General features: G+C 69.3%; 11 protein-coding genes. 4 read left to right on the forward strand and 7 right to left on the reverse strand.

Annotated elements, in window-relative coordinates:
• The first annotated feature begins 77 nt into the window (after positions 1-77).
• Complete coding sequence (gene fabI / locus FHS74_RS22565; protein ID WP_211106487.1) at positions 78-950, forward strand: enoyl-ACP reductase FabI; 873 nt, start codon at positions 78-80, stop codon at positions 948-950.
• 6 nt (positions 951-956) lie between these two features.
• Positions 957-2,036, forward strand: coding sequence for a chorismate synthase (gene aroC, locus FHS74_RS22570; protein WP_184805590.1), 1,080 nt, complete (start codon positions 957-959; stop codon positions 2,034-2,036).
• 94 nt (positions 2,037-2,130) lie between these two features.
• Here aroC and FHS74_RS22575 read toward each other — a convergent pair whose 3' ends face one another.
• The 3 genes from FHS74_RS22575 to pabB all read right to left on the reverse strand — a co-directional run bounded on the left by FHS74_RS22575 (position 2,131) and on the right by pabB (position 5,225).
• Positions 2,131-2,610: a hypothetical protein gene (locus FHS74_RS22575; protein ID WP_184805593.1), complete on the reverse strand. Its 480-nt coding sequence runs from the start codon at positions 2,608-2,610 to the stop codon at positions 2,131-2,133.
• 270 nt (positions 2,611-2,880) lie between these two features.
• Complete coding sequence (locus FHS74_RS22580) at positions 2,881-3,681, reverse strand: aminotransferase class IV (RefSeq protein ID WP_184805596.1); 801 nt, start codon at positions 3,679-3,681, stop codon at positions 2,881-2,883.
• Positions 3,678-5,225, reverse strand: coding sequence for an aminodeoxychorismate synthase component I (pabB, locus tag FHS74_RS22585; RefSeq protein ID WP_184805599.1), 1,548 nt, complete (start codon positions 5,223-5,225; stop codon positions 3,678-3,680). The genes FHS74_RS22580 and pabB overlap by 4 nt, the downstream gene beginning before the upstream one ends.
• Positions 5,226-5,398: 173 nt before the next feature.
• Here pabB and sppA point away from each other — a divergent pair, with 173 nt between their 5' ends.
• Positions 5,399-7,201, forward strand: coding sequence for a signal peptide peptidase SppA (sppA, locus tag FHS74_RS22590; protein WP_184805602.1), 1,803 nt, complete (start codon positions 5,399-5,401; stop codon positions 7,199-7,201).
• 121 nt (positions 7,202-7,322) lie between these two features.
• The gene (locus tag FHS74_RS31195; protein ID WP_343067006.1) at positions 7,323-8,444 is read left to right on the forward strand and encodes a TerC family protein; all 1,122 of its coding nucleotides are present in this window, start codon (positions 7,323-7,325) and stop codon (positions 8,442-8,444) included.
• Between the two features lie 121 nt (positions 8,445-8,565).
• Here FHS74_RS31195 and FHS74_RS22600 read toward each other — a convergent pair whose 3' ends face one another.
• Genes FHS74_RS22600 through FHS74_RS22615 form a run of 4 tightly spaced genes read right to left on the reverse strand, consistent with a single transcriptional unit; the run spans position 8,566 to position 12,453 of the window.
• Positions 8,566-9,333 (reverse strand): TlyA family RNA methyltransferase, encoded by a 768-nt coding sequence (locus FHS74_RS22600; protein ID WP_184805605.1) that lies wholly within the window; start codon positions 9,331-9,333, stop codon positions 8,566-8,568.
• Positions 9,333-11,249 (reverse strand): 1-deoxy-D-xylulose-5-phosphate synthase, encoded by a 1,917-nt coding sequence (gene dxs, locus FHS74_RS22605; RefSeq protein WP_184805608.1) that lies wholly within the window; start codon positions 11,247-11,249, stop codon positions 9,333-9,335. The genes FHS74_RS22600 and dxs overlap by 1 nt, the downstream gene beginning before the upstream one ends.
• 25 nt (positions 11,250-11,274) lie before the next feature.
• Complete coding sequence (locus tag FHS74_RS22610; RefSeq protein WP_184805611.1) at positions 11,275-12,174, reverse strand: polyprenyl synthetase family protein; 900 nt, start codon at positions 12,172-12,174, stop codon at positions 11,275-11,277.
• 27 nt (positions 12,175-12,201) lie between these two features.
• Positions 12,202-12,453, reverse strand: a complete 252-nt coding sequence (locus FHS74_RS22615; RefSeq protein WP_184805614.1) for an exodeoxyribonuclease VII small subunit — start codon at positions 12,451-12,453, stop codon at positions 12,202-12,204.
• Between the last annotated feature and the right edge of the window lie 99 nt (positions 12,454-12,552).

Here is a 12,552-nt window from a genome sequence, read left to right on the forward strand (position 1 = left end):
ATATGTGAGGCGCCCAGCCTTTGACCGTAAAACCGCTTCGTGTAGGATGCGCGCCTAATTTTTCCGGAGAGAGACGGATGACCATTTCGACGGCGACCCCCGCCCCCGGCCCCATCACCGGGACCCTGATGGCCGGCAAGCGCGGCCTGATCATGGGCGTTGCCAATGACCGGTCCATCGCCTGGGGCATCGCCAAGGCGGTCGCCGCCCAGGGCGCCGAACTGGCCTTCACCTACATGGGCGACGCGCTGGCCAAGCGCGTGAAGCCGCTGGCCGAGCAACTGGGCGTGCCGCACGTCCTGCCCTGCGACGTCACCGACGAAGCCAGCATGGACGCGGTGTTCGCCACCCTGAAGGAACAGTGGGGTACCCTGGACTTCGTGGTGCATGCGATCGGCTTTTCCGACAAGAACGAGTTGGACGGGCTGTACCTCAACACCTCCCGGTCCAACTTCGCACTGACCATGGATGTTTCCTGCTATTCCTTCACCGCCATCGCCCAGCGGGCGGTGCCGATGATGAGCAACGGCGGCAGCCTGCTGACCCTCAGCTATTATGGCGCCGAACGGGTGATGCCGCACTACAATGTGATGGGCGTGGCCAAGGCGGCGCTGGAAGCCAGCGTGCGCTATCTGGCCGCCGACCTGGGCCCCCAGAACATCCGCGTCAACGCCATTTCCGCCGGCCCGATCAAGACCCTGGCCGCCAGCGGCATCGGCGATTTCCGGGCCATCCTGAAGTGGAACGAGTTGAACGCGCCGCTGAAGCGCAATGTCACCATCGGCGAGGTCGGCAATTCCGCCCTCTATCTGCTGAGCGACCTGGGCAGCGGCGTCACCGGCGAAGTGCACCATGTCGACAGCGGCTACCACACGGTGGGCATGCTGGCGGTGGACAGCGCCGCCGAAACCGCGACCCTGCTGCAAAGCCTGGTCAAGTCGGAAGGGTAAGCGGTCATGGCCGGTAACGGCATCGGGACCCAGTTCCGGTTCACCACCTTCGGCGAAAGCCATGGGGTGGCGCTGGGCTGCGTGGTGGACGGCGTGCCGCCCCTGCTGGATTTGGACGAGGCCTGGATCCAGGCCTTCCTGGACCGGCGCAAACCGGGGCAGTCACGCTTCACCACCCAGCGGCGCGAGCCGGACGCGGTGCGCATCCTGTCGGGCGTGTTCGAGGGCAAGACGACGGGCACGCCCGTCTGCCTGATGATCGAGAACGAGGACCAGCGGTCCAAGGACTACGGCGACATCAAGGACAAGTTCCGGCCGGGCCACGCCGACTACACCTACTGGGAACGCTACGGCATTCGCGACTATCGCGGCGGCGGGCGGTCGTCCGCCCGGGAAACCGCGGCGCGCGTGGCCGCCGGGGCCGTCGCCCGCCGGGTGCTGGAGGCGGTGCCGGGTGGCGTCACCATCCGCGCCGCCCTGGTGCAAGTGGGGCCGCACAAGGTGGACCGCGCGCGCTGGGACTGGGGCCAGGTCGACCAGAACCCCCTGTTCTGTCCCGACGCCGTGGCCGCCGGCCAATGGGCCGACTATCTCGACGGCATCCGCAAGAACGGCTCCTCCGTGGGCGCCGTGGTCGAGGTGGTGGCGTCGGGCATCCCGGCGGGTCTGGGGGAGCCCATCTACGACAAGCTGGATGGTGATCTCGCCCGTGCCATGATGACCATCAACGCCGTCAAGGGTGTCGAGATCGGCGCCGGCTTCGCCGCGGCCGAACTGACGGGCGAGGAAAACGCCGATGAGATGCGGGCGGGCCCGGACGGCAAGCCGATCTTCCTGTCCAATCACGCCGGCGGCATCCTGGGTGGTCTGTCAACCGGTCAGGACATCGTCGTCCGCTTCGCGGTGAAGCCCACCAGCTCCATCCTCACCCCCCGCCGCACGCTGGATGTGCATGGGGTGGAGACGGACATCCTGACCAAGGGCCGCCACGACCCCTGCGTCGGCATCCGCGCGGTGCCGGTGGGCGAGGCGATGATGGCCTGCGTACTGGCGGATCATTGGCTGCGCCTGCGGGCCTATCGTTAAGCTCCGGCGTCGTGATCGCGAAAATGGCAACGGCCCCGCCTGGTGACAGGCGGGGCCGTTGTGCTTTGGACCGAACCGATCCGACCGCAGGGCTTTACTTGCCGGCGATGGTCACGGTCAGGGTGTCGGCGTAGCTGCCGGCGATGGCCTGGGCGTTGGCCGGCACGGTGACGGACATGGCCGAGGTCTTGTTGAACTGGGCGCTGGCGCGGGTGACGGTGAAGCTGCTGCCCGAGCCGCTGGTGCCGTCGTAGGACGTGGTGTAGCTGATGGCGCTGGCGCCGGTGGCCGAAGACTTCAGCGTGCCGTTGTTGGCGGAGGCGACGGTGATGGTGTAGCCGGCGCCATCGTTGCAGTTCTCGACCACGCTACCGACCTGGACGGCGCTGGAGCCCGACAGGATGTTCAGGGTGGCGCCGGCATCGGTGACGGCGACGGTGCAGGTCAGGGAGACGGTGCTGTTCAGCTGGACGGTACCCGAGGCACCGGCGGCGGCGAAGGCCGGGGCGGCGAACAGGGCGCCGGAAACCAGGGCGGTGGCGGCGACGGCGGCGGCGGTGAGGCGGCGGATCATGGCGTAATTCCTATCGGTTCGGTGGGGAGAGGCTTCAGCGGCCCGGTTGGTTCATGAGCGGTTCACTGCATCCCCCATGCCAATCCACCCACCATCGGCACGCCAAAATCAAATAGCCCGCGTTTCCCGTCACTTAAGTGAAACAACGATCAATGGTTGCAACTATGCCATTCGTATTAGACCTTGTGAAGTACTCCGGCTGATGCGCTGTGCATCACGCCTTTGGAATAGGGTCTCTCGCTGTCATTGCGTTGTCATTTGCATAATGCGTCAGGTTGCCGCCACGGCGGCGGCGGCCACCGGGCCGCACCTCCCGTCCCCCACCGGCATGCCATCCAACCTGGAAATCGACCGGACCATGAGGCTGGACGTGAGGAACATCTCCGTGGCCCGCCGGAGATCGGCTGGGTCCAGCCCCCTCTCCTCCCCGCCCAAGGCGGCCAGTACCGCCGCGCGGCGCGTGCCCGGCAAGGCCCCCGCCGCCAGGGGCGGCGTCACCAACGCCCCATCCACCACGGCGAACAAGGTGGCCGCGGTGGCGCAGGCCACCCGACCTTCCGTGTTCAGCAGCACGGCGTCGTCCGCCCCCCGCGCCGCCGCCTCGTTCCGCGCCAGGATGTGGTCCAGATAGTTCAGGCATTTGATGCCGGAGAGGGGGGAATGCTCGTTACGGCGGGTGGTGGCTGCCACCACCAGTTTAGCCGGCCCCATGGGCGCGCCCGGGGCCGCCGCCGTCACCAGGACGGTGGGTTGGGGCTGGGCCGGCCGGGCCAGCCCCCGGGCGCCCACCCCGGCGCTGACCGTCAGGCGCAACGACCCGTTGGTCAGGCCGTTGGCGACGGCCGTGTCGGCCAACCCCGCCGCCAGCACCGCCATCGGCGGCAACGGCAGGTCCAGCACCGCCGCCCCGGCGGCCAGACGGGCCAGATGGGCGTCCAGCCGCACCACGGCGCCATCCCGCCAGCACAGCGTCTCAAACAAGCCGTCGCCCAGCAGGAAGCCCCGGTCGGCCACGTCGATACCAGCCGCATCGGCCGGCCGCAGGGCGCCATTCAGCCAGACCAGGCTCATGCCGCCTCGCTTTCGACATCCGCCACTGCCGGCGGCCAGCCCATGGCCGGATCCAGCGCGGTCAGCAGGGCCCGCGCCTTCACTAGGCTTTCCTCATATTCCGCCGCCGGATCGCTGTCGGCGACGATGCCGCCGCCGGCCTGCGCCACCACGATGTCGCCCGCCACCGCCAGGGTGCGGATGATGATGCTGCTGTCCATAGCGCCATCCCAGCCCAGCCACAGGACCGACCCGCAATAGGGTCCGCGCCGCGCCGGCTCCAGTTCATGGATGATTTCCATGGCGCGGATCTTGGGCGCGCCAGTGATGGAGCCCCCCGGAAAGGTGGCGCGCAACAGGTCGATGGCCCCGAGGCCGGGCTTCAGCCGCGCCGTCACCACGCTGACCAGGTGGTGGACGGTGCGATAGCTTTCCAGCCCGCACAGGGTGGGGACGGCCACCGAGCCCACCACCGCCACCCGCGACAGGTCGTTGCGCATCAGGTCGACGATCATCAGGTTTTCCGCCCTGTCCTTGGGCGAGGCCAGCAGCTCCGCCGCCAGGGCCGCGTCCCGCGCGGGGTCGGGATCGCGGGGCCGCGTGCCTTTGATGGGCCGCGTCTCCACCCCGCCCGCCGCGTCCAGCGCCAGGAAGCGTTCCGGCGACACCGACACCACCGCCCGGCCCGCCCCCCCGGCGCCGGCCCCCAGGTCCAGCACGGCCGAGAACGGGGCGGCGGCCCGGCCACGCAGGCGGCGGTAGAGGTCCAAGGGCGTCACCCCGGGCATCAGGGCGCCCAGGAAGCGCTGGGTGATGTTGGCCTGATAGATGTCGCCGGCGGCGATGTAGTCGACAGTGCGGGCCACCGCCGCCTCATGTTCGGCACGGCTCCAGCCCGCGCGCCAGCCCGGCGCCGCCAGCAGCGGCCCGTCCCCTGTCGGGGGTGCGGCCCCGCTCAAGGACGCATCCGCCGGGGCCGTCAGCAAATCCAGCCACTCCCGCGCCCCTGCCTCCGCCCGCGCGCGGCGCAAGCCGGCGTCCGGTTCCGGCAGGCCGGACGACAGGACCCAGGCCCGGCAACCGACATGGTCGATGGCGACGACACGGTCATAGAGGCCCACCGCCATGTCGGGCAGGGCGATACCCTGGGCCCGGGGCGGTGGCAACGTCTCCAGCTGGCCGCCCAGCTCATAGCCCAGGAAGCCGACGGCCCCGCCCTTGAAGGGCGGTAGGTCCTCAGGCCAGCCCCCCTCGCCCAGCGACGCCCGCCCCGCACTCAGCACGCCGTCCAAGACCGCCAAGGCGTCGCCGTCGGCCGGCTGGCCATCCACGGTCGCGACCCCGCCCTCATACTCCACCCAGGCATAGGGGGCGGCGCCGATGTAGCTGTAACGGGCCCGGGTCGGGTCCGCCGCACCGCCATCCAGCAGGAAGGATCGCGGCAGGGTGGCCAGGCGGGCGTAGACCGCCAGCGGATCGGTCACCGGCAGGGCCAGGGCGACAATCCCGCTGGAAGGCGCGCCGGCCTGGGATGCGCCGTTGGGAAAGGAAGCGTGGGCGGTCATGACGGGCCGGACCTTACCCCGTCCCTCCCGTCTCCGCCAGCGCCGCTCGGCCAAAAGGCGGGTGCCGAAGGCGAGGGTGTCCCTCAGCCGGCCTCGGCCGCCGGCCGCCTTGGCAAGCCGCACGCGCTGTGGTGGTATGGCTGCCGGATTCTACGGCTTCCAGGACTCGCTACATGCGTTTCATCGTTCGTCTCTTCGCCCTCATCGGCCTGTTTGGCGTCCTGCTGACGGCGGGATTGGTCCTGCTGGCCATCAAGGCGAAGGACAAGCAGCCCACCCTGCCCCAGGCAGTCGTGCTGGAATTCAATTTTGAGCGTCCGCTGGCGGAAGCGCCGGGGGAGGACGGCTGGACCAGCCTCATCGGCAATCGCCGCGGCAGCGTGCGCGAGGTGGTGGACGCGTTGGAACAGGCCAGCCGCGATCCCCGGGTCAAAGGCTTGGTCGCCAAGGTCGGCAACGCCAGCCAGGGCATCGGCACCACCCAGGAACTGCGCGACGCCATCACCCGCTTCCGCGCCACCGGCCGCTTCGCCTATGTCCATGCCGAGAGCTTCGGCGACGCCGGCAGCGGCATGAGCCCCTACTACCTGGCCAGCGCCTTCGACCAGGTGTGGCTGCAGCCGGTGGGCACGGTCGGCATCACCGGCATCGCCGTCACCCAGACCTTCTTCCGCGGCGCGCTGGACAGCATCGGCGTGCAGCCGCAGATCAGCAAGCGGGCCGACTACAAGACGGCGGCCGAAACCTTCGCGGAGAAGCAGGCCACGCCCGCCAACCGCGAGATGACGGAAAGCCTGGCCGGCGACCTTTATGACCAGATGGTGCTGGGCATCGCCGAAGGCCGCCATCTGGGCCCCGACGCGGTCAAGGCCGCCATCGACCGCGCCCCCCTGCTGGACAGCGAGGCCCTGGCCGACAAGCTGGTGGACAAGCTGGGCTATCTGGACGAGGTGGAGACGGCCGCCAAGGAGCGGGCGGGCGGCAAGGCCGCCGGCGCCGACACGGTGGACCTGCTGAGCTATGGCAAGATCGCCGGGTCCGCCTTCGGCCAAGGCCCCACCATCGCCCTGATCGTGGGTGAGGGGGAGATTGTTCGGGGCGGCAAGGACAAGAGCGCCTTCAGCGACGAGGCCTCCTTCGCCGCCAACCGCATCGCCGACGCCTTCGACACCGCCACCGCGCAACCCGGCGTCAAGGCCATCCTGTTCCGGGTGAACAGCCCCGGCGGCAGCCCCGTGGGGTCGGAGGTGGTGCGCCACGCCGTTGACCGGGCGCGGGCCGCCGGCAAGCCGGTCGTCATCTCCATGGGCGACGTGGCCGGATCCGGCGGCTATTGGGTGGCCATGGACGCCGACCGCATCGTGGCCTTGCCCGGCACCCTGACGGGATCCATCGGCGTGCTGGGCGGCAAATTCGTGGCCAAGGGCCTGGCCGACAAGCTGGGCGTGGGCGTGGACCAGGTGACGCGCGGCGCCAACGCCACGATCTGGAGCCCGGCCAGCCCCTACACCGACAGCGAGGCCGCCCGCCAGGACGCCATGCTGGACGCCATCTACACCCAGTTCACCGACGGCGTGGCCAAGGGCCGCAAGCTGGACATCGACAAGGTGCGCCAACTGGCCAAGGGCCGGGTCTACACCGGCCGCCAAGCCAAGGATTTGGGCCTGGTGGACGCCCTGGGCGGGTACGACATCGCCCTGCAGCAGGTGCGCCAGGTGGCGGGCATCCCCAGCACCGCCAACCTGCACATCATCCAGTTCCCCAAGCCCAAGAGCGGGTACGAGATGGTGCTGGACCTGCTCAATGGCAACGCCGCCGCCCAGATGGCCAGTGCCGCCGAGGCGCGGGGGGCGGAAAAGGTGCTGGCCGACTACGGCCCCCTGCTGGACATGATCCAGCCGGTGGTGCGGGCGGCCAAACGCCAGGAGCAGGTGCTGATGATGCCCGACCTGGGGGTCAACGGCGCCGGCCGCTGAGGAATGGGCAAAGCCGACCCCCGGCCGGAATGTCCTGGCCGGGGGTTTTCTTTTGGGCTGGCGGGATGACGCCCCCATCCCCACCTGATACAAAATGTCGCACCCTGCGGCGCCACAACAGATGGGCTTCTCTCCGATGGACTTCCTTGCCGACCCGGGCATCTGGCTCGGGCTATTGACCCTCGTCGCGTTGGAGGTCGTCCTCGGCATCGACAATCTGGTCTTCATCGCCATCGTCGCGGACAAGCTGCCGCCGGAGCAGCGCAACCGCGTGCGGCTGGTGGGCCTGTCCCTGGCGTTGATCATGCGCCTGATCCTGCTGTTCTCCATCTCCTGGATCGTGACCCTGACTCAGCCGCTGCTGAGCGTGGCGGGGTTCGCCCTGTCGGGCCGCGACCTGATCCTGGTGCTGGGCGGCGGCTTCCTGCTGGCCAAGGGCACGATGGAACTGCATGAGCGGCTGGAGGGTGCCACCGCGCACCATTCCCCTGCCGCCGGCGCCGCGGCCACCGCCTTCTGGCGCGCCGTGCTGCAGATCGTGCTGCTGGACGCCGTGTTCTCCCTGGACAGCGTCATCACCGCGGTCGGGATGGTGGAGGAACTGCCGGTCATGGTGGCCGCCGTCTGCATCGCCATGGTGGTGATGCTGGTGGCGTCAAAACCGCTGATGGCCTTCATCTCCCGCCACCCCACCGTCATTATCCTGGGTCTGGGCTTCCTGCTGATGATCGGCTTCAGCCTGGTGGCGGAGGGCCTGGGCCTGCATATCCCCAAGGGCTATCTCTACGCCGCCATCGGCTTCTCCATCCTGATCGAGGCCGCCAACCAGGTCGGCCGGCGCAAGAAGGCCAGGCCGGTGGCCGCCGTCCCGGGCGATCCCGCCATCACCACGGTGATGACGCCGCGCGACGCGGTGGAATGGCTGGATCTGTCAGCCGGGCAGGAGGACGTGCGCGCCGCCGTGCTGGCCCTGCGGCACAGCCACGTCATCCTGGCCCGCGATGGCCTGGACACCGTGCTGGGCTTCGCCGCCAGCCATGATCTGCTGAAGCGGGTGATGGAGGGCCAGATGATCGACGGCGACGACGCCTTCGCCCCCGTGGTGGCGCGCCCGGACCAGGCGGCCCGCGCCGTGCTGGCGCTGCTGCGCGACATGGGCGCGGAGCTGGCGGTGGTCATGGACGCGCAAGGCCGGGTCCTGGGTGTCGCCACCCCGGCCGACGCGGTGAAGCTGTTGGGTTGAAAACCCTCAAGCGCCGGGCGGCCACATCCGTGGCCTTGGCTATCCTCGCTCCGTCCTGCGGTACTCGCTCCGGCGGACGCGGTCGCGTCCTACGGCGGCAGGCGTTCGTCCTGCCGCTGGTTCAGGCGCGTTGGGCCCCGATCAGGAATTCCCTGTTGCCCTCCGGCCCCAGGATGGGGCTGGGGTCCACCCCCAGGACGGTCCAGCCGGGGCGGGCCGACAGCCAGGCGACGACGGTGTCGCAGACCTCCTGGTGCAATTCAGGCTCACGCACCACGCCGCCCTTGCCCACGCGGCCCTTGCCCACCTCGAACTGCGGCTTGATCAGGGCCACCAGCTTGCCGCCCGGCTGGACCAGGTCCAGCGCCGCCGGCAGCACGGTGGCAAGGCCGATGAAGCTGGCATCGCACACCACCATGCCGATGGGGTCGGGAATGTCAGCCGCGGTCAGGTGGCGGGCGTTGGTCTTTTCCATGACCACCACACGGGGATCGGTGCGCAGCTTCCAGGCCAACTGGCCGTGACCCACATCCACGGCATAGACCTTGGCGGCACCCCGCGTCAGCAGCACGTCGGTAAAGCCGCCCGTGCTGGCGCCGACGTCGATGGCGGTCACCCCCGTCGGATCGAAACCGAAATGATCCAGGCCATGTACCAGCTTCAGCCCGCCGCGCGACACCCAGGGATGGTCCTGGCCCTTCAGCGTCAGGGTCTTGTCGGCGGGGATGGTCTGGCCCGGCTTGTCGATGCGCAGGGTGTCGGCATAGACCAATCCCGCCAGCACCAGGGCCTGGGCGCGGGCGCGGCTTTCCACCAGGCCCCGTTCCACCAGGGCTTGATCCACCCGGATCTTGCCGGGCTTCGCAGGCTTGGGAGGAGTGTCCGACATCAGGCGCCGGGCGTCCGGGCCGCCGCCTTGGCCCCCAGCGCCTTGAGCACGGTATCAACGATGCCGTTGGCGTTGAGGCCGGCCTCGTCATACTGCTTGGCCGGATTGTCGTGTTCCTGGTAACGGTCGGGCAGCACCATGGGACGGACCTTCAGGCCACGATCAAACAGCCCCTCTTCCGCCAGGAACTGCATCACCTGCGCGCCGAAGCCGCCCACCGAGCCTTCCTCGATGGTCACCAGCACCTCATGCTCAACCGCCAGCCGGCGCACAAGTTCCCGGTCGATCGGCTTGGCGAAGCGCGCGTCCGCCACCGTCGTCGACAGGCCCCGCGCCGCCAGATCCTCCGCCGCCTTCAACGCCTCACCCAGGCGCGTGCCCAGGCTGAGGATGGCCACCGTGTTACCTTCGCGGACGATACGGCCCTTGCCGATGGGCAGCACCTCGCCCTTTTCCGGCATCTCCACGCCCACGCCCTCGCCGCGCGGATAGCGCAGCGCGATGGGGCCGGCATCGTAGGCCACGCTGGTCGCCACCATGTGCACCAGTTCCGCCTCGTCCGCCGCCGCCATCACCACCATGTTGGGCAGGCAGCACAGATAGGCCAGGTCGAAGGCGCCGGCGTGCGTGGCGCCGTCCGCCCCGACTAGCCCCGCCCGGTCCATGGCGAAGCGCACGGGCAGGTTCTGGATCGACACGTCGTGCACCAGCTGGTCGTAGCCGCGCTGCAGGAAGGTCGAATAGATCGCCACGAAGGGCTTGTACCCCTCCGTCGCCATGCCGGCCGCGAACGTCACCGCGTGCTGCTCGGCGATGCCCACATCGAAGGTGCGCGTGGGGAAGGCCTGGCCGAACAGGTCCAGGCCGGTGCCCGACGGCATCGCCGCCGTGATCGCCACCACCTTGTCGTCGGCCTTGGCCTCCTTGATCAGGCTGTCGGCGAAGACCCGCGTGTATGTGGGCGCGTTCGCCTTGGCCTTGGCCTGGGCGCCCGTCACCACGTCGAACCGGCCCACCGCGTGCAGCTTGTCGGCCGACGCCTCCGCCGGGGCGTAGCCCTTGCCCTTCTGCGTCACGGCGTGGATCAGCACCGGACGGCCGTTCGGCTCATCCCGGATGTTCTCCAGGATGGGCACCAACTGGTCCAGGTCATGCCCGTCGATCGGGCCGACGTAGTAGAAGCCCAGCTCCTCGAACAGCGTCCCGCCCATGACCATGCCGCGGGCGTATTCCTCCACCCGCCGGGCGGCGTTCTGCAGCGGACGCGGCAGGTGTTCCGCCACCTGGCGGCCCAGGTTGCGCAGGTGCCGGTACTGGCTGCTGCTCACCAGCCGGGCCAGGTAGCCCGACACCGCCCCCACCGGCGGCGCGATCGACATGTCGTTGTCGTTCAGGATCACCACCAGGCGCGAGCCCAGGGCACCGGCGTTGTTCATCGCCTCATACGCCATGCCGGCCGAGATCGACCCGTCGCCGATGACGGCGATGACATGGTTGTTCCCCCCCGCCAGGTCGCGCGCCACCGCCATGCCCAGGCCCGCCGAGATGGAGGTGGAGCTATGCGCCGCGCCGAAGGGGTCGTATTCACTCTCCGACCGCCGGGTGAAGCCCGACAGGCCGCCGCCCATGCGCAGCGTCCGGATGCGCTCGCGACGTCCGGTCAGGATCTTGTGCGGATAGGCTTGGTGGCCGACGTCCCAGATGATCCGGTCCGACGGCGTGTCGAACACGTAGTGCAGCGCCACCGTCAGTTCCACCACGCCCAGGCCGGCACCCAGATGCCCACCCGTCACCGACACCGCGTCGATGGTCTCGGACCGCAGCTCGTCCGCCAGCTGGCGCAGCTGTTCCGGACGCAGCGCGCGCAAGCGCTCAGGCGTCGGACACTGGTCCAACAACGGGGTCTTCGTCGCCATTCATCGGCTCCCAATCAAACTTTCTTTAAGACCGCCGATCCACAACGAAGCGCGCCACCGCCTGCAACATGGAAGCCCGTCCCTCGAATATCTCCAGATGCCGCGTGGCCTGCTCGGCCAGCCGGCCGGCCTGGTCGCGCGCCCGTTCCAGCCCTAGGATGGAAACGAACGTGGCCTTGCCCGCCGGCTTGTCGCGACCGACCGACTTGCCGGTCTCCGCCTCCGTCCCTTCCACGTCCAGCAGGTCGTCGGCTATCTGGAAGGCCAGGCCCAAATCATGGGCGTAGGCCTGCAGGGCATGGAACTGCGGCGGGTTGGCCCGGCCCAGGATGGCGCCGGCCGTGGCGGAGAAGGCGATCAGCTCGCCCGTCTTCAGCCGTTGCAGCCGGGTGATGGCGCCAATGTCCAGGGTCTGGGTCTCGGCGATCAGGTCCAGCATCTGGCCCCCCACCATGCCCCGGGGGCCGGACGCCTTGGCCAAGGCGGAAACCAGGGCGCAGCGCACCCGGGGATCCTCATGCGTCTCATGGTCGGTCATGACCTCGAATGCCGCCGTCAGCAGGGCGTCCCCCGCCAGGATGGCGGTGGCCTCGTCGAACTGGCGGTGCACCGTGGGCCGGCCCCGGCGCAGGCTGGCGTCGTCCATGGCCGGCAGGTCGTCGTGGATCAGGGAATAGCAGTGGACGAATTCCACCGCCGCCGCCACGCGGAGCGCGCAGGCCGGGCTGACGCCAAAAAGGCGGGCGCTTTCCATGACGAGGAAGGGCCGCAGCCGCTTGCCCCCGCCCAGGCAGCCGAAGCGCATGGCCTCGTACAGCTTGGCCTCCGCCATGCTGCTGCGGGGCAGCAGGATATCGATGGCGGTTTCCACCTGTTCGACGGTATCCGCCATCGCGGTCGTGAGGGTCTTGGGCAAGCTGGGCATCAGGGTATACTCGAAATCGCTGCGGGCTTAGTCGATGCGGGCCGGCTCCATTCCCACCGTGCCGTCACCCCCCAGGGTGATGCGGTCAACCTTTTCCTGGGCCTCCCGCAGCTTGCCTTCGCAATGGCGCTTCAGCAGGGTGCCGCGCTCATAAAACCCGATGGCGTCATCCAGCTTGGCCTTGCCGTCCTCCAGCTGGCGCACGATACGCTCCAGCTCGCCCAGGGCATCCTCGAAACTCATGGCCTTGATGTCGGCCGGCAAAGTCAGGTCAGTCATGGATCATCCACATCAACGCGAAGGCGCATCACCTCAAGGCCGGGGACTGTAGGACCGGCAGGGCACCCGCCGCAAGCGTCCGTGCCCGGCGGCACCCGG

The sequence above is a fragment of the Nitrospirillum iridis genome (genome assembly GCF_014205765.1).
Taxonomy (GTDB): Bacteria; Pseudomonadota; Alphaproteobacteria; order Azospirillales; family Azospirillaceae; genus Nitrospirillum; species Nitrospirillum iridis.

Bases quoted from the DNA above. Each gene is read 5' to 3' on its own strand.
- FHS74_RS22610 (WP_184805611.1), bottom strand. From the start codon at position 12,174: ATGCCCAGCTTGCCCAAGACCCTCACGACCGCGATGGCGGATACCGTC.
- FHS74_RS22615 (WP_184805614.1), bottom strand. From the start codon at position 12,453: ATGACTGACCTGACTTTGCCGGCCGACATCAAGGCCATGAGTTTCGAG.
- fabI (WP_211106487.1), top strand. From the start codon at position 78: ATGACCATTTCGACGGCGACCCCCGCCCCCGGCCCCATCACCGGGACC.
- sppA (WP_184805602.1), top strand. From the start codon at position 5,399: ATGCGTTTCATCGTTCGTCTCTTCGCCCTCATCGGCCTGTTTGGCGTC.
- aroC (WP_184805590.1), top strand. From the start codon at position 957: ATGGCCGGTAACGGCATCGGGACCCAGTTCCGGTTCACCACCTTCGGC.
- FHS74_RS22580 (WP_184805596.1), bottom strand. From the start codon at position 3,681: ATGAGCCTGGTCTGGCTGAATGGCGCCCTGCGGCCGGCCGATGCGGCT.
- FHS74_RS22575 (WP_184805593.1), bottom strand. From the start codon at position 2,610: ATGATCCGCCGCCTCACCGCCGCCGCCGTCGCCGCCACCGCCCTGGTT.
- dxs (WP_184805608.1), bottom strand. From the start codon at position 11,249: ATGGCGACGAAGACCCCGTTGTTGGACCAGTGTCCGACGCCTGAGCGC.
- FHS74_RS22600 (WP_184805605.1), bottom strand. From the start codon at position 9,333: ATGTCGGACACTCCTCCCAAGCCTGCGAAGCCCGGCAAGATCCGGGTG.
- pabB (WP_184805599.1), bottom strand. From the start codon at position 5,225: ATGACCGCCCACGCTTCCTTTCCCAACGGCGCATCCCAGGCCGGCGCG.
- FHS74_RS31195 (WP_343067006.1), top strand. From the start codon at position 7,323: ATGGGCTTCTCTCCGATGGACTTCCTTGCCGACCCGGGCATCTGGCTC.